Raw genomic sequence first — 20,496 nt, 5'->3', positions numbered from 1 at the left:
CCCGCCGCCACCGCGCCTGCGGCGGCGATCAGGCCGCCGACAATCGTGCCGGCAATCATGCCGGCCAGGGCATGGGAATGCCCGATGGTATCGCCGACGCGAGCCGCTTCGGTCATCGTAAGGTCCTTTTACGCAAAGAGTTCATCGTTAGGCCGCCCGGTAGCTTCTCAGCACCAGCAGCAGCAGCGCGTCGCGAGAAACATTGATCGAGGGAAAAACGTTCATCACCGGTCAGAAGCACTTTGACGGTGTGGTCTAGGTAACCTTCAGCTAGGGGCGCACTACCTTCGATAAAGATACAGCGGAAAGTATCGGGCATCATGCAAAATCCTTTTGCTTCACGAAAGCTTAAGCATCGCATAATCGCATAAAAAAAGCTCTGCATGTCACATGCAGAGCTTTTTGATCGCCAGATACCCTATGGCTTGAAAGGCCACGGATTTAGCGACGGTTGCCGAAGATACGCAGCAACATCAGGAACAGGTTGATGAAGTCGAGATACAGCGTCAGCGCGCCGACGATGGCGTACTTGCGGAAGCTGTCTTTATCATCGGCGTTCAGCTGCTCGCCCATCGCCTTGAGTTTTTGCGTGTCGTACGCGGTCAGGCCGACGAACACCACCACCCCGATGTAGGTGATCGCCCACATCAGCGCGGTGCTTTTCAGCCAGATGTTCACCAGCGAGGCCAGCACGATGCCGATCAGCGCCATGAACAGCATGCTGCCGAAGCCGCTCAGATCGCGCTTGGTGGTGTAGCCATACAGGCTCATCGCGCCGAACATGCCGGCGGTGACCACGAAGGTGCTGGCGATCGAGCTGTAGGTGTAAGCGATGAAGATGCTCGACAGCGTCAGCCCGGTCAGCGCCGAGTACAGCATGAACAGCGAAGTGGCCACCGCGCCGCTCAGGCGGTTGACCATGCCGGAGATCACGAACACCAGCGCCAGCTGGGCGATGATCAGGCCGAAGAAGGTGATCTGGCTGGAGAAGATGAAGTTGAGGATCGCGGGCGTGTTGGCCGCATACCAGGAAACGAACGCCGTCAGCAGCAGACCGCAGGTCATCCAGCCGTAAACCTGCGCCATGTAGGCCTGAATGCCGCTGTTGGCACGTTCGACGATTGAACCATTAGAGCGTGGATATCGGTCCATGACGGTTACCTTTTGCGTTGTAAACAAGATTCCGAAGCCCCGCGGACGGGGCTTCGCCTGCTATAAGCGTACCACAGAATATGCCGGGCGAAAGCGGCAAAGGTCTTGATTTGTTTCCGCTGTTGACGCGTTATTTAGCCGCGTCGTGCCAGCGCTGCGCGGCCTCGCGATCGCTTTCGCGAGCGTCCACCCAACGATCGCCCTGGCCGGTCGCTTCGCGCTTCCAGAACGGCGCGCGGGTCTTCAGGTAGTCCATGATGAACTCGCTGGCGGCGAACGCCATGCTGCGGTGCGCGCCGGTCACGCCGACGAACACGATCTCGTCGCCGGGATACAGCGCGCCGACGCGGTGGATCACCGTCACCCGCTGCAGCGGCCAACGGCTGCGCGCCTCGGCCACGATCTCCGCCAGCGCCTTCTCGGTCATGCCGGGATAGTGTTCCAGCGTCAGGGCGCTGACGTCGTCACCCAGATTATGGTTGCGCACCTTGCCGGTGAAGGTCACCACCGCGCCATCGGCGTCGCACTGCGCCAGCCACTGGTACTCGTCGCCGACGTTAAACGGCGCTTCGCCCACGCGAATGCGGGTATTTTGCATGCTTACCCCCCGGTGACCGGCGGGAAGAAGGCCACTTCATCGCCGGCGCGCAGCGGATGGTCCGCCGCCACCAGCGACTGATTGACCGCCGCCAACAGCTTGCCGGACTCCAGCGCCAGCGCCCAGCGATCGCCGCGCGCACACAGCGCCTGGCGCAACGCCTCGACGGTCGGGTAATCCGCCGGCATCGACAGGCCGCCGGTGCCCACCAGTTCGCGCACCTGCGCGAAGAAAAGAATATCGATCATACGTTCACCTTAAAATCGCCGGATTTGCCGCCGCTTTTCGCCAGCAGGCGCACCGGGCCGATCACCATGTCTTTCTGTACCGCTTTGCACATGTCATAGATGGTCAATGCCGCCACCGAGGCGGCGGTCAGCGCCTCCATCTCGACGCCGGTTTTGCCGGTCAGCCGGCAGCAGGTTTCGATGCGCACTCGGCTGTGCTGTGTTTGCGCCTCCAGCTGCACTTCGACCTTGCTCAGCATCAGCGGGTGGCACAGCGGGATCAGCTCCCAGGTGCGTTTGGCCGCCTGAATGCCGGCGATGCGCGCCGTGGCAAACACGTCGCCCTTGTGATGGCTGCCGTCGACGATCATCGCCAGCGTGGCGGGCAGCATCTCGACGAAGGCTTCGGCGCGCGCCTCGCGCACCGTTTCGGCCTTGGCGGAAACGTCAACCATATGGGCTTCGCCGGCGGCGTTAATGTGGGTTAGCTGTGTCATGACTCAGGGCTTCTTCAAGTGGGGCTGGAAGTTGCACGGGCGATGGCGCGCGTCCAACTGCTCTTCAATAATCCGCTCCCAGGCGGTGCGGCAGGCGCGGGTGGAGCCCGGCATGGCGAAGATCACCGTGCGGTTGGCCAGGCCGGCCAGCGCGCGCGACTGGATCGTCGCGGTGCCGATCTCTTCGTACGACACCATGCGGAACAGTTCGCCGAACCCTTCCACCTCTCTGTCGAACAGCGGCAGCAGTGCTTCCGGCGTGTTGTCGCGGGCGGTAAAACCGGTGCCGCCGGTGATCAGCACCGCCTGCACGTTGTCATCGGCGATCCAGGCGGAAACCCGCGCGCGGATCTGGTAAATGTCATCTTTGACGATGGCGCGATCCACCACCTGATGGCCGGCTTCCTGCGCCGCTTCCTGCAGATAGTGGCCGGAGGTGTCTTCCGCCGCGCCGCGGCTGTCGGAGACGGTCAGGATGGCGATATGCGCCGCAATAAACTCGCTGCTCGCATGGCTCATGGTTCAATAGGCTCCTATTCTGAGATACCCAACAGATTTCAAGTTGCAGCCAACAACGCTGCGGCTTGAAATATGTGGGTATCAGCCGCCGATAAACGACAGGTTCTGGGTGATCCCGCTGTTGCCCTGATGCAGGAAATGGGTCTGCTTCTTGCTCAGCAGCCCGCTCTGGATGCGCGCCTTCAGCGCGTCGAGCTGGCCGTCGTCCGCCAGCAGATCGCGCAGGGGCACCCCCTGCTCGCCGAACAGGCACAGGTGCAGATTGCCGATGGAAGACACGCGCAGCCGGTTACAGCTGGCGCAAAAGTCTTTCTCATACGGCATGATAAGCCCCACCTCACCCTGGTAGTCCGGGTGGCTGAACACCTGCGCCGGGCCGTCGCTGCGGCCGCGCGCCTGGCGCTGCCAGCCCTGCTGTTCCAACTGCAGGCGAATCACTTCGCCGGAAACGTGGTGTTTGCGAAACAGCTCGCCGCCCTCGCCGGTTTCCATCAGTTCGATAAAGCGCAGCTGGATAGGCCGGTCCTTGATCCAGGCGAGAAAGGCGCCGAGCTGCTGGTGGTTAACGTCGCGCATCAGCACCGCGTTGACCTTGACCTTGCTGAAACCGGCGCTGAAGGCGGCGTCGATGCCGTCCATCACCTGGCGGAACTTGTCCTGGCCGGTAATGGCGTGAAACTGGCGGGGATCCAGGCTGTCGATGCTGACGTTAATCGCCGTCAGACCGGCGTCACGCCAGGCGGCGACGTCGCGCGCCAGACGGTAGCCGTTGGTGGTGACCGCCAGGGTACGGATGGCCGGGTTTTCCCGCACGGCGGCGATGATCTCGGTAAAATCGCGGCGCAGCGAAGGCTCGCCGCCGGTGAGGCGCACCTTTTCGGTGCCCAGTTCGGCGAACGCGCGGCTGACGCGGCGGATTTCATCCAGCGACAGGAAGCTTTTCGGGCTGCCGCTCGGCTTGTAGCCGTCGGGCAGACAATAGGTGCAACGAAAGTTGCACACGTCGGTGATCGACAAGCGCAGGTAATAGAACTTGCGCTCATAAGCATCAATGAGTTGCGGCACCATAACACCTTTCCAAAGTCGGGAGATGCGAGCGTTTCCCCTCTGCACCCTGGTGGCTGACTTCGCCACGGCCCAGGCGCCATATCGTTCCGGATGAACAACGTAGGCGCAGGGGCTAGGAGTTTGATTTCTCTTCCCGCTACCTTAAGTAGCCGGAACGAAACCGTGGTTTTCAGCAGAATTCTAGCGCTAATCGGCAACGATAGCCAACGCGTAAATTCGCTATATAATTGTCTATACAGCGTTTTTAGACGCCGCGTATTCTGGTAAACCATGATAAACATCACTTGCGCGGACGAATTGACCGGAATCACGCAAATGACACTCTTTATGCCCTAAATAATTGGAGTTGCCTCCCGACGGCAAGAGCGGGACTAATCGGTCGGGAACCGATTTGAACAGCGCTTGCGCTGGCCCGAAGGGGGGGCCTCAGGACGAGGCCCATCAGTCCCCAGGAGCTTACTTAGGTAAGTGACTGGGGTGAGCGCTTGCAGCCAACACAGAGGCAACTTCAAGGATGACGGGTATATCGCGTTTTTATACCGGATCCGTTACCTTATGCGGGCAGTTCAGCCCCTTTGTAAGGAAATTTATGCGTAATCGTACCCTGGCCGATCTCGACCGCGTGGTGGCGTTAGGCGGCGGACACGGCCTGGGCCGTGTGATGTCGGCCCTGTCGTCCTTAGGCTCCCGCCTGACCGGCATCGTCACCACCACCGACAACGGCGGTTCCACCGGCCGCATCCGCCGTTCGGAAGGCGGCATTGCCTGGGGCGATACCCGTAACTGTCTCAACCAGCTGATCACCGAACCGAGCGTCGCCTCGGCGATGTTCGAATACCGCTTCAGCGGCAACGGCGAACTGGCCGGCCACAACCTCGGCAACCTGATGCTGAAAGCGCTGGATCACCTGAGCGTGCGCCCGCTGGAAGCGATCAATCTGGTGCGCAGCCTGCTGAAGGTGGACGCGGCGCTGATCCCGATGTCGGAGCAGCCGGTGGATTTGATGGCGCACGATCACGAAGGCAATCACGTTTACGGTGAAGTGAATGTCGATCAGTTGGCCCATATGCCGCAGGAGCTGATGCTGTCGCCGCCGGTCAGCGCCACGCGCGAAGCGCTGGACGCCATCGCGCAGGCCGACGTGATCCTGATCGGGCCGGGCAGTTTCCTCACCAGCCTGATGCCGCTGCTGCTGCTGGACGATCTCACCCAGGCGCTGCGCCGCAGCAGCGCCAGCATGATCTATATCGGCAACCTCGGCCGCGAGCTGAGCGTGGCCGCCGCGGCGCTGTCGCTACAGGATAAGCTGACGCTGATGGAAGAGAAGATTGGCCGCCGGATGATCGATGCGCTGATCGTCGGCCCGGCGGTCGACGCCAGTGAAGTGCAGGATCGGGTGGTGATTCAACAGCCGCTGGAAGCGAGCGACATCCCCTACAGACACGATCGCCAGCTGCTGCGCCAGGCGCTGGATCGGGCGCTGGTGGCGCTGGCCGCCCGCCGCTGACCGAATTTAACCGTCTCGCCCGCGCAGCCAGGGATTATCGCTGGCTGGGGCGGGATGGCTGACCATATCGATATACAGATCTTCCACCTCTTTGCGCGCCCAGGGCGTGCGACGCAAAAACTTCAGGCTGGACTTGATGCTCGGATCGCTGCGGAAGCAGTTGATGCGAATGCGTGCGCCCAGCTCGGACCAACCGTAGTGATCCACCAGCTTATTCAGCAGTTGCTCCAGCGTCACGCCGTGCAGCGGGTCTTTGGACTGGTGTTGGCTCATGTTCGGTACTCTTCGTGGTCAAATCGGGCCGCACACCTTAACAGCTTTGACGCGGCCGACAAGGAATTTCGACGCCCGCTGCGCGGGCGCCATCCAACGGTCAGGAAATCGCAATAAACTGCTCGCGCAGCTGGTGGATCTGGTCGCGCAGCGCAGCCGCCTGCTCGAACTCCAGGTTTTGTGCGTGGGTGTACATCTGCGCTTCCAGATCGCGGATTTTCTGATCCAGCGCTTTCGGCGTAAGGTTCTGCAGCGAAGCGCCGCCGTCCGCCGCCTTGCCCTTGCCTTTGCTCTTGGCGCGGTTGACCGGCTGGCCGATCTGCAGAATGTCGCCGACCTTCTTGTTCAGCCCCTGCGGCACGATGCCGTTGGCTTCGTTGTAGGCCTGCTGCTTGGCGCGGCGCCGCTCGGTTTCACCGATCGCCTTGGCCATCGAATCGGTGATGCGATCGCCATACAGGATCGCCTTGCCGTTCAGGTTACGCGCCGCGCGGCCGATGGTCTGGATCAGCGAACGCTCGGAACGCAGGAAACCTTCCTTGTCGGCGTCCAGAATCGCCACCAGCGACACCTCAGGCATGTCGAGCCCCTCACGCAGGAGGTTGATGCCCACCAGCACGTCGAACTCGCCCAGACGCAGGTCACGGATGATTTCGACCCGTTCCACGGTATCGATGTCCGAGTGCAGGTAGCGCACGCGCTCGCCATGCTCTTCCAGGTACTCGGTCAGGTCTTCCGCCATGCGTTTGGTCAGGGTGGTCACCAGCACGCGCTCGTTGATCGCCGCGCGCTTGCGGATCTCGGAGAGCAGATCGTCCACCTGGGTGGCGACCGGCCGCACCTCCACGATCGGATCCAGCAGCCCGGTCGGCCGCACCACCTGATCGATCAGATCGCCGCCGGATTTCTCCAGCTCGTATTTGCCCGGCGTCGCGGAGACATAGATGGTCTGCGGCGCCAGCGCCTCGAACTCCTCGAAGCGCAGCGGGCGGTTGTCCAACGCCGACGGCAGGCGGAAGCCGTACTCCACCAGCGTTTCCTTGCGCGCGCGGTCGCCCTTGAACATCGCGCCGATCTGCGGAATGGTGACGTGGGATTCGTCGACCACCAGCAGGCCGTCCGCCGGCAGGTAGTCGAACAGCGTCGGCGGCGGCTCGCCCTCGGCGCGCCCGGACAGGTAGCGCGAGTAGTTTTCGATGCCCGAACAGTAGCCCAGCTCGTTCATCATCTCCAGATCGAACTGGGTGCGCTGCGTCAGGCGCTGCTCTTCCAGCAACTTGTTGTTGGCCAGCAGCACCTTGCGGCGGTCCGCCAGATCGACCTTGATCTCTTCCATCGCCTGCATGATCCGCTCACGCGGCGTCACGTAGTGCGATTTCGGGTAGATGGTAAAGCGCGGCACCACCTGCTCGATCTGCCCGGTCAGCGGATCGAATAGCGACAGCCGCTCCACTTCTTCGTCGAACAGCTCGACGCGCAGCGCCAGCTCGTCCGACTCCGCCGGGTAAATGTCGATCACCTCGCCGCGCACGCGGAAGGTAGCGCGCTGGAAGGCCTGATCGTTGCGGGAATATTGCAGCTCCGCCAGGCGGCGCAAAATGGATCGCTGATCGATGATCATCCCCTGGGTCAGGTGCAGCATCATCTTCAGGTAAAGATCCGGATCGCCCAGGCCGTAGATCGCCGACACCGACGCCACCACCACCACGTCGCGCCGCTCCAGCAGCGCCTTGGTGGCGGAAAGGCGCATCTGCTCGATGTGCTCGTTCACCGAAGCGTCTTTTTCAATGAAGGTGTCGGAGCTGGGCACATAGGCTTCCGGCTGGTAGTAGTCGTAGTAGGAGACGAAGTATTCCACCGCATTCTCCGGGAAAAACTCTTTCATCTCGCCGTACAGCTGCGCCGCCAGCGTCTTGTTCGGCGCCAGCACCATGGTCGGCCGATTCAGATCGGCTATCACGTTGGCGATGGTGAATGTCTTGCCCGAACCGGTGACCCCCAGCAACGTCTGGTGCGCCAGGCCGTCTTCCAGCCCCTCTTCCAGCTTGCGGATGGCTTCCGGCTGATCGCCGGCCGGTTTGAACTCTGAATGCAGTTTGAAAAGTTTACTCATTGCTCGGCTACCCTGTGGAGATGCGCGCGCTCAGGCGGCCAGCCGACTCTGCGCCGGGCATGGCCCCTAATTATGGAAAGTGTCGGCGATTTGCGCCAGTGCCCATGATACTGGATATAAAACCAGCTTCAAGCGGATTCGTCGCTGCGCCCGATGCCGCGGCAACGCCGTTGCACCGTGGCGTTACAGTCCGGTGACATTTTTATTGTCAATAACAGATTTATCCCCAGAACTTGCCGCGAATTAACTTATTGATAGCACCGCGTCGAAAAATCATACATAGAGACCTGATCAATACCCTCGCGTCTTGATTTTAATTAAATTATTGATAATTAATTACTTTAATAAAAAGACGAGAATGCGGGCAAAGCGAACAGAACCCGCGTCCGCTCTCGCTTTACAGCGTTTTTCTAAATCTAATACACAAGGTTATCCACAGGAATAGTGGATAACTCTCACCGCCCCGCCCGGGGCGGGAGTTACAGAAAGAAAGCTTTTCGCCCTTTACACTGGCCAAAATGCCTTTTTTAGTTATTTTTTCATAAAAATATCGCTTTGTTTATGCCGATTAATACTAAAAATCCCCATTGCCAAAATCGCATTGGCTCCTTTCACGTGGATCGCTCTTGACGGCGGCGCAATGCCTTGCACCATGCCCACACCGAACAGCACCACAAGAGTGCAAAAAACGTCCGGGTTAACTTGCCCGCGTATTTTCAGGCCGTCACGGCAGCGCGCGTCAGGCCTGACGTGCGGTTAACAAGGCGATAACAATCCCCCGTTTTCACCCGGCGGCAAAAATTGGCCTGGGAGTTGCTTTATCTTCCTGCGTATAAATGCGGTGCGGCAGCATGATGCGCTGCCGGCCGCGGAGTTTCACCGCCGCGGCGTTATCGCCCGTAAAAACGCAAGAACGACACCAAGTCGTCACAAGCGTCGTTTTTAACGACATATTGACTGTCATTCCGTCCACCGCAGACCTGGCTCTGGCTCCTCGGACGGACGGCATTTTGTTCCAGACATTGCCACACTCGGGAAATTCGCCGCTCATGCGGCCTTTGCAGCCCCCGCCAACGAGTGAAACGAGCGTCTATGAGGAGAATGCCAAATGCTGAGCCTGAGATCGGTCAATCAATTTTACGGGCAGAACCACACCCTGTGGGACATCAACCTGGAGCTACCACGCGGCCAGTGCACCGTCCTGCTCGGCCGCAACGGCGTGGGCAAGACCACGCTGGTTAACTGCATCATGGGGCATGTGCCGGTGGTGAGCGGCAGCATGACCTGGCAGCCGGCGGATCAGCCGCCGCAAAATCTGCTGCTGCAGCCGATGGAGCGCCGCGCCGCGCTGGGCATCAGCCACGTGCCCCAAGGGCGGCAGCTCTTCTCGCAGTTGAGCGTGGAGGAGAATCTGCAGGTGGCGCAAATGGCCGGGCGCGGCGCCCCTCGCCGCATTCCGCCGCTGATCTACAGCCTGTTTCCCCATTTGCGCCAAATGCGCGCGCGCCGCGCCGGCGATCTGTGCGTGGGCGCTCAGCGCCAGCTGGCGATCGGTCGGGCGCTGGCCCAGGAGCCGGCGCTGCTGATCCTCGACGAACCGACGGCGGGCGTACCGCCCTCGATCGCCGCCGACATCGGCAACGTAATCCGCCGGCTCAACCGCGAACTGGGCATGACCATTTTACTGGTGGAGCATCAGCTGCCGTTCGTGCGCCGGGTGGCGGATCGTTTCTGCCTGTTGGACAGCGGGCGCACGGTGGCGCACGGCGCGCTGGCGCAGCTGGATCAGGCGCTGATCGGCGCCGGGCTGACAGGGCAAGAAGAAGGATGAGGGAGATAAGCCCCCCTCATGGAGAGTTTATAGCAGGCTGATATCCAGATACTGCCCCAGCGGCGCCCGTTCGGCCTGCGGCAGGTGCGGGATTTCGCCCAGCAGCGGCGCCGGCAGCATGCGGCGCAGCGTGGCCAGGTATTCCTGATGCCGCCGCCCCGGCGGCGCCACGTCGTTGGCGATCCAACCGGCCAGCGTCAGCCCGGCCTGCTGCACCGCCTGCGCCGTCAGCACCGCGTGGTTGATGCAACCCAGTTTGATGCCCACCACCAGGATCACCGGCAATTGCTCCTGCTGCACCCAGTCGGCGAAGGTGTACTCCGCCGACAGCGGGGTAAACCACCCGCCCGCGCCCTCGACCAGCACCCAGTCGGCGCGCTGCTCCAGCCGGCTCAGGCCGTCGGACAGCCGCGCCGCGTCGATCGGCCGGCCTTCATCGGCGCTGACGATATGCGGCGAGGTGGGTTCGGCAAAAACGTAAGGGTTCACTTCATCGTAGCTGAGCGCTACGCCGCTGTTGGCCTGCAGCGCCAGCGCGTCGCCGTTGCGCAGTCCCTCGGCGGTCATCTCGCTGCCGGAAGCCACCGGCTTATACCCGGCGCTGCGGTAGCCCGCTCGGTTGGCGGCCTGCAGCAAGGCGCTGCTGGCGACGGTTTTCCCCACTTCGGTGTCGGTGCCGGTTACGAACCAACGTTTAATCACGATAAATCACTCCATAAGCCAGATGATAGCTGAGCGGAAACTGCCCCCGCCGGCACGGGTAAGCCGCCTGCAGCGCGGCGAGACGGCCGCGCGACATCAGGCCGCCCTCGCGCCCCTGATGCAGGTGCGTGGCCCCGATGCCCTTGAGCGAACGCATCAGCGTCATCACGTCCGGGTAGTTCAGGGTGCGCAACTCCGTGACCAGCTCGTGTCGATAGCCAGCACAGGCGGCGCGGATCTGCGCCAGCGGCAGAAAGGCGTTCACGTGGCGCTCGCCATCGACCTGTTGCCAGGCATCCCCCAGCTCCTGCAGCGATCCCGCCGCCAGCGTGGAAAACAGGATCGCGCCGCCGGGGCGGGTCACGCGATACAGCTCCGCCAGCGCGGCGGGCAGATCGCTACACCACTGCACCACCAGGCTGCTGAAACAGATGTCCATCGCCGCATCGGGCAAAGGCACCTGTTCGATATCGCCCAACAGATAATGGTGCGCCGCCTGCCGTTGGCGGGCGACGTCCAGCATGCCCGGCGCCAGATCGAGCGCGGTCACCTGCTTGCCGCGCTCGCGCCACAGGCGGCTGAAATAGCCGGTGCCGCAGCCGGCGTCCAGCAGCCGTTCGCCCGGATGGGCACTCCCCATCCCCAGTAAGCGCTCGCCAACGTCACGCTGCAGCGCGGCGGCGGCATCATAGCTGCCAGCAGCGCGGCTGAAGGCCGAAGCGACCGCCTGTTTGTTCACCCAGTCATTGGCTGACGTCATGCAATACCTCCAGCAGGCGATCGATGTCCTGCGGCTGATGCGCCGCCGTCAGGGTGATGCGCAGCCGCGCGCCGCCCGGCGGTACCGTCGGCGGGCGGATGGCGCTCACCCACAGCCCGCGCTCGCGCAGGCGGGCCGCCAGATCGAGCGCGCGTTGATTGTCCCCCACCAGCAGCGGCTGGATGGCGGTGTCGGAGTCCGTCAGGGTCAGCGCCAGCGGCGCGGCGCCCTGGCGGAAACGGCGGATGTTGTCCCGCAGCCGGGCGCGTAGTTCATCGCCCTCTCGAATGCAGGCCAGCGCCGCCTGCAGTGCGCAGGCCTGCGCCGGCGGCATCGCGGTGCTGTAAATCAGATGGCGGGCGAACTGCAGCAGATACTCGGCGGTCGCCTCATCGCACAGCACCGCCGCGCCGCTGAGGCCGAACGCCTTGCCGAAGGTCGCCACCAGCAGTTCAGGGCGCACGCCCTGCTGCCAGCAGCTGCCGCGGCCTTGCTCGCCGCGCACGCCGACGCCGTGGGCATCGTCCACCATCAGCCAGGCGCCCGCCGCGCGGGTTAGGCGATGCAGTTCCGCCAACGGCGCACCGTCGCCGTCCATGCTGAACACCCCTTCGGTCACCGCCAGCCGCTGCCCGTCGCAGGGTTTGGCCAACAGATCCGCCAGCGCCTGCGGCTGATTGTGCTGGAAGCGGCGCAGCTCGGCCGGCGATTGCGCCGCCGCCTCCAGCAGCGAGGCGTGGCTGAGGCGATCGGCCAAAATGCGATCGCCCTTTTGCATCAACGCCGCCAGCACCGCCTGGTTGGCGGCGTAACCGGAGATGAACAGCAGCGCGCGCGGATAGCCGAGCCACGCCGCCAGTTGCTCCTCCAGCGCCTGATGCGCCGCGCTAAAGCCGGTGACGTGGCCGGAACCGCCGCTGCCGACGCCGTAGCGCTGCGCGCCCTGCTGCCAGGCGGCGATCACCCGCGCATCCTGGCTCAGCCCCAGATAGTCGTTGCCGGAGAAGTTCAGGTAGAGACGATCGCCGAGCCGAATCTGGCGGCCATTGCCGCCCTCGGTGGTCTGTCGCCGACGGTAGGCGGCGTTGAGGCGCCGCTCTGCCAGCGCCTGCTCAATGCGTTGTTGCCAGCTCATCACAGCGCCGCGTTGTAAAACTCGGCGGTATCGGCGGTCAGCAGTTGCTTAGCCAGCGCCTGCTGTTGCTGGTTGTCGCCGTGTTCGGTGGCGGTCTGCTGCGGGTTCAGCCCCAGCTTGCGGAACAGCTGCAGGTCTTTGTCTTCTTCCGGGTTCGGCGTGGTCAGCAGCTTGCAGCCGTAGAAGATCGAGTTGGCGCCGGCCATAAAGCACATCGCCTGCGTCTGTTCGTTCATCTGTTCACGGCCGGCGGAAAGGCGGACATAAGAAGACGGCATCATGATGCGCGCCACCGCGATGGTGCGGATGAAATCGAACGGATCGACGTCGTCATTATCCGCCAGCGGCGTGCCTTTCACCTTCACCAACATGTTGATCGGCACGCTCTCCGGCGGCTTCGGCAGATTGGCCAGCTGCACCAGCAGCCCGGCGCGGTCACGCACCGTTTCTCCCAGCCCGACGATGCCGCCGGAGCACACTTTGATGCCGGCGTCGCGCACTTTGTCGAGCGTATCCAGGCGTTCCTGGTAGCTGCGGGTGGTGATGATGCTGCCGTAGAACTCCGGCGAGGTATCGAGGTTATGGTTGTAGTAATCCAGCCCGGCCTCCGCCAGCCGCTCGGCCTGAGTGCCGTCCAGCGTGCCCAGCGTCATGCAGGTTTCCATGCCCATCGCTTTCACGCCCTGCACCATCTGCTGCAGATAAGGCATATCGCGCTCGTGCGGGTTCTTCCACGCCGCGCCCATGCAAAAACGGGTCGAGCCGTTCGCCTTGGCCTTGCGCGCCGATTCCAGCACCTGCTCGACCTGCATCAACCGCTCCGACTCCAGGCCGGTCTTGTAGCGCGAACTCTGCGGGCAGTATTTGCAGTCTTCCGGGCAAGCGCCGGTTTTGATCGACAGCAGCGTGCTGACCTGCACCTGACGCGGATCGAAGTGTTGGCGGTGTACGGTTTGCGCTTCGAACAGCAGTTCAAGCAGCGGTTTATCAAACAGGGCCTGGGCTTGCCCTACTGTCCAGTGAATGCGGTCGGCCATCATGGCGTCTCCAAAACGAAAAAGTGTCGCCAGTTTAAATATTGTGGATATACTGTCAACCAATCTTAATTCAATTTGGTTTACAAGTATGTCTGTCACCGCTTCCGACCTGGCGTTTGACCAACGTCATATCTGGCACCCCTACACCTCCATGAGCCGCCCGTTACCCTGTTACCCGATCGAGTCGGCCAGCGGCGTCGAGCTGCAGCTGGCCGACGGCCGGCGTCTGGTGGACGGCATGTCCTCCTGGTGGGCGGCGATCCACGGTTACAACCATCCTCGCCTGAATCAGGCCGCCAGCCAGCAGCTGGAGAAGATGTCGCACGTGATGTTCGGCGGTATTACCCATCCGTCCGCCATCTCGCTGTGCCGTCGGCTGGTGGAGATGACGCCGGAAGCGCTGCAGTGCGTGTTCCTGGCGGATTCCGGTTCGGTGGCGGTGGAAGTGTCGCTGAAGATGGCGCTGCAGTATTGGCAGGCGCGTGGCGAGCGGCGGCAGCGCATCCTGACGCTGCGCCACGGCTATCACGGCGATACCTTCGGCGCGATGTCGGTCTGCGATCCGGACAACTCGATGCACAGCCTCTATCAGGGCTATCTGGCGCCGCACCTGTTCGCCACCGCGCCGCAGTGCCGCTTCGACGAGGAATGGCGCGAAGAGGACATCGCGCCGTTCGCCGCGCTGCTGAAGCAGCACGCCGGTGAAGTGGCGGCGGTGATCCTGGAACCGGTGGTGCAAGGCGCCGGCGGCATGCGCATCTACCACCCAAGCTACCTCAAGCGGGTGCGCGAGCTGTGCGATCGCCATCAGGTGCTGCTGATCGCCGACGAGATCGCCACCGGCTTCGGCCGCACCGGCAAGCTGTTCGCCTGCGAGCACGCACAGGTGGTGCCGGACATTCTCTGCCTGGGCAAGGCGCTGACCGGCGGCTACATGACGCTGTCCGCCACCCTGACCACCCGCCACGTGGCGGAGACCATCAGCAACGGCGCGGCCGGCTGCTTTATGCACGGCCCTACCTTTATGGGCAACCCGCTGGCCTGCGCGGTGGCGGACGCCAGCCTGGCGCTGCTGGCGGAAAATCGCTGGCAGGCGCAGGTGAGCGCCATCGAAGCCCAGCTGAAACAGGAACTGCTGCCGCTCGCGGCGCTGCCGAAGGTGGCGGACGTGCGGGTGCTGGGCGCGATTGGGGTGGTGGAGATGCGCGAACCGGTGGACGTCGCCGAGCTGCAGCGCGGGTTCGTCGAACGTGGGGTGTGGATCCGGCCGTTCGGCAAGCTGATTTACCTGATGCCGCCTTACATCATCGAAGCGGAACAGCTCAGCCGCCTGACCGCCGCCGTGGCCGCCGCCGCGCGTTAATGGCTTACCAATGCTGGTCCAGATAGCGGGCCAGCAATCCCAGACACAGCAGCCAGAGTAAAATGATCATCACCGCCGCCATGCGGCCGGTGGGGTTATCGACGCGCTTTTGCGCCTTCTCGCGCAGCTCGGCCATCAGCGGCTTGGGGATCAGGCGCACCGCCAGCATGATGCCCAACGGTACGATAATCACGTCGTCCAGATAGCCCAGCACCGGAATGAAGTCCGGGATCAGATCGATCGGCGAGATCGCATAGCCGGCCACCAACAGCGCGATCAGTTTGGCGTACCACGGGGTGCGCTTATCACGGGCGGCCAGCCACAGCGCGTAAATATCGCGCTTGATGCCTTTGGCCCAACGGCGCAGCCAGCCGAACCACGGCGTGCGTTTTTTCAGTGAGATCATGGTGGCGTTGTTTGGCTATCCGGCGGTCTGTAGGAAGGAAGATGCGGCCATGGTAACCGATCCGCGCCGCCGTTGGCGAATGGCAATCCCGCTTGTATTGTCACGACGAAACGATCTAGCTTAAGGGTTCGCGTTTACCGACAACTGGGAGTCACTATGGCTTTTCGTTTGTACAGCAACGATCTGCAGGACGGCGGCAAACTGCCGCAGCAGCAGGTTTTCAACGGCATGGGCTATCACGGCGATAACCTGTCGCCCCACCTGGCCTGGGACGGCGTGCCGGCCGGCACCAAAAGCTTCGTGATCGCCGTATACGATCCCGATGCCCCGACCGGCTCCGGCTGGTGGCACTGGATCGTGGCCAACATTCCCGCCGACGTGCGCGAGCTGCCGCAGGGCGCGGGCTCCGGCAAAGCTCCGCTGCCCGCCGGCGCGCTGCAGACCCGCACCGACTTCGGCTCAGCCGGCTACGGCGGCGCAGCGCCGCCGAGTGGCGAAAGCCACCGCTACCAGTTCACCGTGCATGCGCTGGACGTGGAGCGCATCGAGGTGGATGAGGGTTCCAGCGGCGCGCTGGTGGGCTTTAACGTCCATTTCCACAGCCTCGGCAGCGCCACGCTGACGGTGACGTTCAACTGATCCCCCGCCAATAAAAAAGCGCGATCCCACCGAATCGCGCTTTTTCCATACTCGTCTGACCGCCGAATTACTTCGCCAGCACGCTCACCCACATCGGGCCTTTGCCCACCGGATAACGCGCCAGCGTGGTCAGCTTACCGCTGGCCTGGTCAATTTCATGCACCGCGATGTGATCGGATTTCTGGCCGGACGAAATCACGAAACGGCCGCTGTGATCGATGTTGAAACCGCGCGGCTGCGCTTCGGTCGGGTGATAGCCGACCACGCTCAGCGTGCCGCCGTCTGCGGAAACGCTGAGGATGGTCAGAATGCTGGCGGTGCGATCGCTGGTGTACAGGAAGCGGCCGTTCGGCGTGATGTGGATGTCCGCCGCCCAGCGGGTGCCGTCGAAGTCAGCCGGCATGATGTCCAGCGTCTGCGTGACGGTGTATTTGCCGCCGTTTTCCGAGATGGCCAGCACGTCCACCGTGCCGTCCAGCTCATTGACGCAGTAGGCGAACTTGTCGTTATGGTGGAACGCCATATGACGCGGGCCGGCGCCGGCGGCGGTCGCCACCGCTTCCTGCGCGTGCGGCGTCAGCTGGCCCGCCAGGCTCAGGTTGAACAGACGGATGCGGTCTTCTTTCAGGCAAGGCACCAGCACCAGCTGGTTGGTCGGATCGATGTTCGCCGAGTGCGGCGCGGTCAGGCCGTCGATCTGCTGAATAGGCGCCGTCACCACGCCGTCGTGGCCGATCGGGCTGATGCTGGCGCAGTTGCCGCTGTAGGAGGCGGAGAACAGGTAACGCCCCTGCAAATCGGTGGAGATATGGGTCGGGCTGCCCGGCAGCGGCGCCATGCCGGCCTGCTGCAGCGTGCCGTCCGCCTCGATGCGGTAGCTGACGATGCCGAACGCCGGACGCACGCCGACGTACAGGTGGGTCTTGTCCGGATGAAGGGTCATCGGCTGCACCTGGCCCGGCACGTCAACGGTTTGCAGCAGCGCCAGCGCGCCGGCGTCGTCCAACTGCCAAACGTGGATCTGCTGGCTCTCCGGGCTGGCGACATAAACGATTTGCTTCATGTGTTCTCCTTGCAAAGGGTAAAAGAGGAACCGGTTTCAGGCCGTTCGATTGCCCCTAGCTTACCGCACATCCGTCGCATGGCAACCCCGCTTAGCACCGGAAGCTCACGCGGTTTTCTCCGTTGGCTATCCGGTGTACCATCGGATTAATTTTATGGCTAACGATAACGAGAACCCTATGAGCTACCGCGTCATCGCCCTCGATCTTGACGGCACCCTGCTGGACAACCAAAAACGCATCTTACCGCAGTCGCTGGAAGCGCTGGCGCAGGCGCGCGCCGCCGGCATCCAGGTGGTGGTGGTCACCGGCCGCCACCACGTCGCCATCCATCCGTTCTACCAGGCGCTGCAGATAGACACCCCAGCCATCTGCTGCAACGGCACCTATCTGTATGATTTTCAGCAGAATAAGGTGTTGGCGGCCGATCCGCTGGCAAAAGATCAGGCCAGGCAGGTGCTGCAGATGCTCAAACAGACCGACATTCACGGGCTGATGTACGTTGACGACGCCATGCTGTATCAGGAGCCGAGCGGCCACGTGACCCGCTCGCTGGCCTGGGCCGAAACCCTGCCGGCGGCGCAGCGCCCGACGCTGCTGCAGGTCGGCAGCCTGGCGCAGGCGGCCGACGACGCGCAGGCGATCTGGAAATTCGCCACCTCGCACGCCGATACCCTGGCGCTGCGCGAGTTTGCCGACACGGTGGAGAAAGAGCTGGGGTTGGCGTGCGAATGGTCCTGGCACGATCAGGTGGATATCGCCAAAGGCGGCAACAGCAAAGGCAAGCGCCTGCGCCAATGGGTGGAGTCGCAGGGGCTGAGCATGGATCAGGTGGTGGCGTTCGGCGACAACTACAACGACATCAGCATGCTGGAAGCGGCCGGGTTGGGCGTGGCGATGGGCAACGCCGATGACGCGATCAAGGAACGCGCCGATCTGGTGATCGCCGATAACCTGCAGCCGGGCATCGCCGAGGTGATCCGCACCCGCGTGCTGTAATCTTTTCGCCCTCCCGCCGGGAGGGCCTGCCTTAGCGGCTCTCGCGGCTGATCGACACGCTCTTCACCTGCGCGTACAGCCACTGCCCGGGGCGGATCGCCAGTTCGTCTCGCGCCCACGGCGTGATCCGCGCCCACAGCACGTGCTCCCCGACCGCCAGCTTCACTTCCACCTGCCCGTCCACGTCCAGACACTCGCTCACCTTGGCCGGCAACACGTTGCGAATGCTGCTGTTGATCGGTGGCTGCAGCACCAGCGAAACGTCGGCGGCGTTGATGCGAATGCGCAGCTGGGTGCCCAGTTCGGCGTCGATGCCGCTGACCCACAGCCTTTGATCGCCGAGCGCCAGCGCGGTCATGGCATAGCGCTGATGATGCTCAATCACGCTGACGCGCAGCACGCTGCTCTGATCTTCACGCTGCAGCCACGGCCGCAGCGCGCTGCTGGCCCAGACGGCTTCCAGCCCGCCGAACGCAAGCACCTCGCCGCGATCCAGCACCATCACCTGCTCGGCCAGGCGCAGGATCTCGTCCAGGCTGTGGCTGACGTAGAGGATGGGGATGTTGACGTCCTGCGCCAACCGCTCCAGATACGGCAGCAGCTCGCGTTTGCGTGGCAGATCGAGCGAGGCCAGCGGCTCGTCCATCAGCAGCAGTTCCGGCGCGGTCAGCAGCGCGCGGCCAATCGCCACCCGCTGTTTTTCACCGCCGGAGAGCGTCAGCGGCAGCCGATTGAGCAGCGGCCCGATGCCCAACAGCTCGACGATGGTGTTGAACTGTGCGCGCATGCCGGCCGCCATGCCGTACTGCAGGTTGCCGCGCACCCGATAGTGCGGGAACAGCCGTGCATCCTGAAACACGTAGCCGATACGGCGCTTTTCCGGCGGCAGGCAAAGGCCCGCGGCGGTATCCACCAGCGTACGGCCATTGAGCGCGATGCGCCCCTGCTGCAAACGGGTAAGGCCGCCGATGGCGTTGATCAGGGAAGTTTTGCCCGCGCCGGACAGGCCGAAAATCGCGGTGATGCCCTGCGCCGGCAAATCGGCACGGACGTTGAGATTAAGGTCGCCCAGCTGCTGCGAGAAATCCAGCTCCAGCATTTACACCCCCATCCGTTTGCGGCCCCAGCGGGCCAGCCATTCGGACACCATCAGGGAAGCCAGCGACAGCACGATGGCGATCACGCATAGCCGCGCGGCGGCGGCTTCCGCCCCCGGCGTTTCGATCAGCGTATACATCGCCAGCGGAATGGTGCGGGTTTCACCGGGAATGTTGGAGACGAAGGTGATGGTGGCGCCGAACTCCCCCAGCGAGCGGGCGAAGGCCAGCACCAGGCCGACAATGACACCGGGCAGCGACAGCGGCAGCGTGACGGTGAAAAACACCCGCCACGGGTTGGCACCCAGCGTGCGCGCCGCCTGCTCCAGCCGGGTATCCACCGCCTCCAGCGCCAGCCGGATGGCGCGCACCATCAGCGGAAACGCCACCACCGCCGATGCCAGCGCGGCGCCGCGCCAGCTAAAGCTGAAGCTGAAGCCGAACCAGTCGTACAGCCACTCGCCGATGACGCCGCGCCGCCCCATGGCGATCAGCAGCAAATAGCCGACCACCACCGGCGGCAGCACCAGCGGCAGGTGAATGACGCCGTCCAGCAGCGCCTTGCCGGGAAAGCGGCAACGCACCAGCACCCAGGCCATCAGAATGCCGAACGGCAGGCTGCAGACCACCGCCAAACCGGAGACTTTCAGGCTCAGCTCAACCGCCTGCCACTCGTACTCACTCAGAATCATTTACGCGGGGTGAATCCATAATGTTCGAAAATAGCGGCTGCTTCCGGACCCTTCAGATAGGTATAGAAAGCGCTGACCGTCGGATTTTGACGATCTTTCACCATCGCCATCGGATATTCAACCGGTTTGTGGCTGTCTTCCGGGAACACGCCCACCACTTTCACCTTGTCGCTGGCGACCGCGTCGGAGTCGTAGACGATGCCGAGCGGCGCTTCACCGCGCTCCACCAGCGCCATCGCGCTGCGCACGTTGTTGGCGCGCGCCAGTTTCGGCTCCAGCGCGCTCCAGGCGCCCAGGTGTTCCAGCGCCTCTTTGGCGTAGATGCCGGCCGGCACGTGATCCGGATCGCCCACCGCCAGGCGGCCGCCGTTGAGCAGCTTGGCCCAGTCGGTCTGCTTGTCGATGGCGATCTTGTCTTGCTTATCGCTCTTGGCGGCGATCAGCACCAGTTCGTTGCCCAGCAGCGTGTAGCGGGTGTCTTTCACCATCTGCTGCTTGTCGATGGCGTAATCCATCCACTGTTGATCGGCGGAGATGAACAGATCGGCCGGGGCGCCCTGCTCAATTTGGCGCGCCAGCGTCGAGGACGATGCGAAGGAGGAAACCACCTGCACGTCCTTGCCTTTTTGATACTGGGTGGCGATGTCCTGCAGCGCGTTGGTCAGCGACGCGGCGGCGAACACGGTGATCTTTTCCGCCGCCAAAGCCTGTGCCACCAGGCCCGATGCCAACACGATCCCGCCAACCCATTTGGTCCATTGCTGTTTCATTGTTTTTCTCCGCAAGTTAACGTGCATTATCACTCTTCGTTATATAAAAA

At 63.0% G+C, this 20,496-nt stretch carries 24 protein-coding genes and 1 riboswitch; of the genes, 5 read left to right on the top strand and 19 right to left on the bottom strand.

Features of this window, described 5'->3' with window-relative positions:
• The 7 genes from ACK3CV_RS07020 to moaA all read right to left on the bottom strand — a co-directional run.
• Window positions 1-116 (bottom strand): hypothetical protein (locus ACK3CV_RS07020; protein WP_489009817.1); only part of this gene is annotated, 116 nt, incomplete at its 3' end.
• 325 nt (window positions 117-441) lie between these two features.
• The gene (locus ACK3CV_RS07015; RefSeq protein ID WP_033637508.1) at window positions 442-1,152 is read right to left on the bottom strand and encodes a Bax inhibitor-1/YccA family protein; all 711 of its coding nucleotides are present in this window, start codon (window positions 1,150-1,152) and stop codon (window positions 442-444) included.
• Window positions 1,153-1,282: 130 nt separating this feature from the next.
• Window positions 1,283-1,750 carry a molybdopterin synthase catalytic subunit MoaE gene (moaE, locus tag ACK3CV_RS07010; protein ID WP_033637507.1) on the bottom strand — a complete coding sequence of 156 codons (468 nt, stop codon included), beginning with the start codon at window positions 1,748-1,750 and terminating at the stop codon, window positions 1,283-1,285.
• A gap of 2 nt (window positions 1,751-1,752) precedes the next feature.
• Window positions 1,753-1,998 carry a molybdopterin synthase sulfur carrier subunit gene (moaD, locus tag ACK3CV_RS07005; protein ID WP_019453985.1) on the bottom strand — a complete coding sequence of 82 codons (246 nt, stop codon included), beginning with the start codon at window positions 1,996-1,998 and terminating at the stop codon, window positions 1,753-1,755.
• On the bottom strand, window positions 1,995-2,474 hold the full coding sequence (gene moaC, locus ACK3CV_RS07000) for a cyclic pyranopterin monophosphate synthase MoaC (protein WP_033637506.1): 480 nt from the start codon (window positions 2,472-2,474) through the stop codon (window positions 1,995-1,997). The genes moaD and moaC overlap by 4 nt, the downstream gene beginning before the upstream one ends.
• 3 nt (window positions 2,475-2,477) lie before the next feature.
• The gene (gene moaB, locus ACK3CV_RS06995) at window positions 2,478-2,993 is read right to left on the bottom strand and encodes a molybdenum cofactor biosynthesis protein B (RefSeq protein WP_033637505.1); all 516 of its coding nucleotides are present in this window, start codon (window positions 2,991-2,993) and stop codon (window positions 2,478-2,480) included.
• Between the two features lie 81 nt (window positions 2,994-3,074).
• Window positions 3,075-4,061: a GTP 3',8-cyclase MoaA gene (gene moaA / locus ACK3CV_RS06990; RefSeq protein WP_016928681.1), complete on the bottom strand. Its 987-nt coding sequence runs from the start codon at window positions 4,059-4,061 to the stop codon at window positions 3,075-3,077.
• Window positions 4,048-4,192, bottom strand: a riboswitch (molybdenum cofactor riboswitch). Its footprint overlaps the gene before it by 14 nt.
• 458 nt (window positions 4,193-4,650) lie before the next feature.
• Between moaA and yvcK the strand changes: the two genes are divergently transcribed.
• Window positions 4,651-5,568: a uridine diphosphate-N-acetylglucosamine-binding protein YvcK gene (yvcK, locus tag ACK3CV_RS06985; protein WP_033637504.1), complete on the top strand. Its 918-nt coding sequence runs from the start codon at window positions 4,651-4,653 to the stop codon at window positions 5,566-5,568.
• Between the two features lie 6 nt (window positions 5,569-5,574).
• Here the strand turns inward: yvcK and ACK3CV_RS06980 are convergent, their stop codons facing one another.
• The 3 genes from ACK3CV_RS06980 to ACK3CV_RS06970 form a co-directional block, all read right to left on the bottom strand.
• On the bottom strand, window positions 5,575-5,841 hold the full coding sequence (locus ACK3CV_RS06980) for a VF530 family protein (RefSeq protein WP_004939783.1): 267 nt from the start codon (window positions 5,839-5,841) through the stop codon (window positions 5,575-5,577).
• Window positions 5,842-5,941: 100 nt separating this feature from the next.
• Window positions 5,942-7,954 (bottom strand): excinuclease ABC subunit UvrB, encoded by a 2,013-nt coding sequence (gene uvrB / locus ACK3CV_RS06975; RefSeq protein WP_164142028.1) that lies wholly within the window; start codon window positions 7,952-7,954, stop codon window positions 5,942-5,944.
• A gap of 784 nt (window positions 7,955-8,738) precedes the next feature.
• Window positions 8,739-8,918, bottom strand: coding sequence for a hypothetical protein (locus ACK3CV_RS06970; RefSeq protein ID WP_130042688.1), 180 nt, complete (start codon window positions 8,916-8,918; stop codon window positions 8,739-8,741).
• 144 nt (window positions 8,919-9,062) lie between these two features.
• Here ACK3CV_RS06970 and ACK3CV_RS06965 point away from each other — a divergent pair, with 144 nt between their 5' ends.
• Window positions 9,063-9,785 (top strand): ATP-binding cassette domain-containing protein, encoded by a 723-nt coding sequence (locus ACK3CV_RS06965; RefSeq protein WP_033637502.1) that lies wholly within the window; start codon window positions 9,063-9,065, stop codon window positions 9,783-9,785.
• Window positions 9,786-9,812: 27 nt separating this feature from the next.
• Here ACK3CV_RS06965 and bioD read toward each other — a convergent pair whose 3' ends face one another.
• Genes bioD through bioB form a run of 4 tightly spaced genes read right to left on the bottom strand, consistent with a single transcriptional unit; the run spans window position 9,813 to window position 13,419 of the window.
• Complete coding sequence (bioD, locus tag ACK3CV_RS06960) at window positions 9,813-10,487, bottom strand: dethiobiotin synthase (RefSeq protein ID WP_164142030.1); 675 nt, start codon at window positions 10,485-10,487, stop codon at window positions 9,813-9,815.
• Window positions 10,480-11,247, bottom strand: coding sequence for a malonyl-ACP O-methyltransferase BioC (gene bioC, locus ACK3CV_RS06955; protein ID WP_033647122.1), 768 nt, complete (start codon window positions 11,245-11,247; stop codon window positions 10,480-10,482). The genes bioD and bioC overlap by 8 nt, the downstream gene beginning before the upstream one ends.
• A complete protein-coding gene (bioF, locus tag ACK3CV_RS06950; RefSeq protein WP_489009816.1) occupies window positions 11,231-12,382 on the bottom strand; it encodes an 8-amino-7-oxononanoate synthase in 1,152 nt (383 codons plus the stop codon). Before bioF ends, bioC begins: the two co-directional genes overlap by 17 nt.
• The gene (bioB, locus tag ACK3CV_RS06945) at window positions 12,382-13,419 is read right to left on the bottom strand and encodes a biotin synthase BioB (RefSeq protein WP_033638697.1); all 1,038 of its coding nucleotides are present in this window, start codon (window positions 13,417-13,419) and stop codon (window positions 12,382-12,384) included. The genes bioF and bioB overlap by 1 nt, the downstream gene beginning before the upstream one ends.
• Before the next feature lie 88 nt (window positions 13,420-13,507).
• On the opposite strand from bioB, the gene bioA reads away from it, so the two are divergent.
• Window positions 13,508-14,782, top strand: a complete 1,275-nt coding sequence (gene bioA / locus ACK3CV_RS06940; protein WP_164142033.1) for an adenosylmethionine--8-amino-7-oxononanoate transaminase — start codon at window positions 13,508-13,510, stop codon at window positions 14,780-14,782.
• 4 nt (window positions 14,783-14,786) lie between these two features.
• Here bioA and ACK3CV_RS06935 read toward each other — a convergent pair whose 3' ends face one another.
• Complete coding sequence (locus ACK3CV_RS06935; RefSeq protein WP_016928691.1) at window positions 14,787-15,188, bottom strand: YkvA family protein; 402 nt, start codon at window positions 15,186-15,188, stop codon at window positions 14,787-14,789.
• 156 nt (window positions 15,189-15,344) lie between these two features.
• On the opposite strand from ACK3CV_RS06935, the gene ACK3CV_RS06930 reads away from it, so the two are divergent.
• Window positions 15,345-15,827 carry a kinase inhibitor gene (locus ACK3CV_RS06930; protein ID WP_033637497.1) on the top strand — a complete coding sequence of 161 codons (483 nt, stop codon included), beginning with the start codon at window positions 15,345-15,347 and terminating at the stop codon, window positions 15,825-15,827.
• 67 nt (window positions 15,828-15,894) lie between these two features.
• Here ACK3CV_RS06930 and pgl read toward each other — a convergent pair whose 3' ends face one another.
• Window positions 15,895-16,890, bottom strand: coding sequence for a 6-phosphogluconolactonase (gene pgl, locus ACK3CV_RS06925; protein WP_164142035.1), 996 nt, complete (start codon window positions 16,888-16,890; stop codon window positions 15,895-15,897).
• A 178-nt stretch (window positions 16,891-17,068) separates the two neighbouring features.
• Here pgl and ACK3CV_RS06920 point away from each other — a divergent pair, with 178 nt between their 5' ends.
• Entirely contained in the window at window positions 17,069-17,887 is an 819-nt protein-coding gene (locus tag ACK3CV_RS06920; RefSeq protein WP_164142037.1) for a pyridoxal phosphatase, read from the top strand.
• A 31-nt stretch (window positions 17,888-17,918) separates the two neighbouring features.
• Here the strand turns inward: ACK3CV_RS06920 and modC are convergent, their stop codons facing one another.
• From modC to modA, 3 genes are read right to left on the bottom strand one after another with little or no spacing between them, the layout of a single operon-like run.
• On the bottom strand, window positions 17,919-18,986 hold the full coding sequence (gene modC / locus ACK3CV_RS06915; protein ID WP_164037470.1) for a molybdenum ABC transporter ATP-binding protein ModC: 1,068 nt from the start codon (window positions 18,984-18,986) through the stop codon (window positions 17,919-17,921).
• Entirely contained in the window at window positions 18,987-19,676 is a 690-nt protein-coding gene (gene modB, locus ACK3CV_RS06910) for a molybdate ABC transporter permease subunit (protein ID WP_164142039.1), read from the bottom strand.
• Complete coding sequence (gene modA, locus ACK3CV_RS06905; RefSeq protein ID WP_164142041.1) at window positions 19,673-20,446, bottom strand: molybdate ABC transporter substrate-binding protein; 774 nt, start codon at window positions 20,444-20,446, stop codon at window positions 19,673-19,675. The genes modB and modA overlap by 4 nt, the downstream gene beginning before the upstream one ends.
• Between the last annotated feature and the right edge of the window lie 50 nt (window positions 20,447-20,496).

It is taken from the genome of Serratia sp. TSO36 (assembly GCF_057808395.1).
This window is presented reverse-complemented; position numbering and strand designations above follow the sequence as displayed.

Excerpts from the sequence above, each read along its gene's own strand:
- ACK3CV_RS06920 (WP_164142037.1), top strand. The coding sequence starts at position 17,069 with ATGAGCTACCGCGTCATCGCCCTCGATCTTGACGGCACCCTGCTGGAC.
- ACK3CV_RS07015 (WP_033637508.1), bottom strand. The coding sequence starts at position 1,152 with ATGGACCGATATCCACGCTCTAATGGTTCAATCGTCGAACGTGCCAAC.
- moaC (WP_033637506.1), bottom strand. The coding sequence starts at position 2,474 with ATGACACAGCTAACCCACATTAACGCCGCCGGCGAAGCCCATATGGTT.
- ACK3CV_RS06930 (WP_033637497.1), top strand. The coding sequence starts at position 15,345 with ATGGCTTTTCGTTTGTACAGCAACGATCTGCAGGACGGCGGCAAACTG.
- uvrB (WP_164142028.1), bottom strand. The coding sequence starts at position 7,954 with ATGAGTAAACTTTTCAAACTGCATTCAGAGTTCAAACCGGCCGGCGAT.
- bioA (WP_164142033.1), top strand. The coding sequence starts at position 13,508 with ATGTCTGTCACCGCTTCCGACCTGGCGTTTGACCAACGTCATATCTGG.
- modA (WP_164142041.1), bottom strand. The coding sequence starts at position 20,446 with ATGAAACAGCAATGGACCAAATGGGTTGGCGGGATCGTGTTGGCATCG.
- bioC (WP_033647122.1), bottom strand. The coding sequence starts at position 11,247 with ATGACGTCAGCCAATGACTGGGTGAACAAACAGGCGGTCGCTTCGGCC.
- ACK3CV_RS06965 (WP_033637502.1), top strand. The coding sequence starts at position 9,063 with ATGCTGAGCCTGAGATCGGTCAATCAATTTTACGGGCAGAACCACACC.
- yvcK (WP_033637504.1), top strand. The coding sequence starts at position 4,651 with ATGCGTAATCGTACCCTGGCCGATCTCGACCGCGTGGTGGCGTTAGGC.
- moaB (WP_033637505.1), bottom strand. The coding sequence starts at position 2,993 with ATGAGCCATGCGAGCAGCGAGTTTATTGCGGCGCATATCGCCATCCTG.
- modC (WP_164037470.1), bottom strand. The coding sequence starts at position 18,986 with ATGCTGGAGCTGGATTTCTCGCAGCAGCTGGGCGACCTTAATCTCAAC.
- modB (WP_164142039.1), bottom strand. The coding sequence starts at position 19,676 with ATGATTCTGAGTGAGTACGAGTGGCAGGCGGTTGAGCTGAGCCTGAAA.
- moaD (WP_019453985.1), bottom strand. The coding sequence starts at position 1,998 with ATGATCGATATTCTTTTCTTCGCGCAGGTGCGCGAACTGGTGGGCACC.
- ACK3CV_RS06970 (WP_130042688.1), bottom strand. The coding sequence starts at position 8,918 with ATGACAGTCAATATGTCGTTAAAAACGACGCTTGTGACGACTTGGTGT.
- moaA (WP_016928681.1), bottom strand. The coding sequence starts at position 4,061 with ATGGTGCCGCAACTCATTGATGCTTATGAGCGCAAGTTCTATTACCTG.
- ACK3CV_RS06980 (WP_004939783.1), bottom strand. The coding sequence starts at position 5,841 with ATGAGCCAACACCAGTCCAAAGACCCGCTGCACGGCGTGACGCTGGAG.
- bioF (WP_489009816.1), bottom strand. The coding sequence starts at position 12,382 with ATGAGCTGGCAACAACGCATTGAGCAGGCGCTGGCAGAGCGGCGCCTC.
- moaE (WP_033637507.1), bottom strand. The coding sequence starts at position 1,750 with ATGCAAAATACCCGCATTCGCGTGGGCGAAGCGCCGTTTAACGTCGGC.
- ACK3CV_RS06935 (WP_016928691.1), bottom strand. The coding sequence starts at position 15,188 with ATGATCTCACTGAAAAAACGCACGCCGTGGTTCGGCTGGCTGCGCCGT.
- bioB (WP_033638697.1), bottom strand. The coding sequence starts at position 13,419 with ATGGCCGACCGCATTCACTGGACAGTAGGGCAAGCCCAGGCCCTGTTT.
- pgl (WP_164142035.1), bottom strand. The coding sequence starts at position 16,890 with ATGAAGCAAATCGTTTATGTCGCCAGCCCGGAGAGCCAGCAGATCCAC.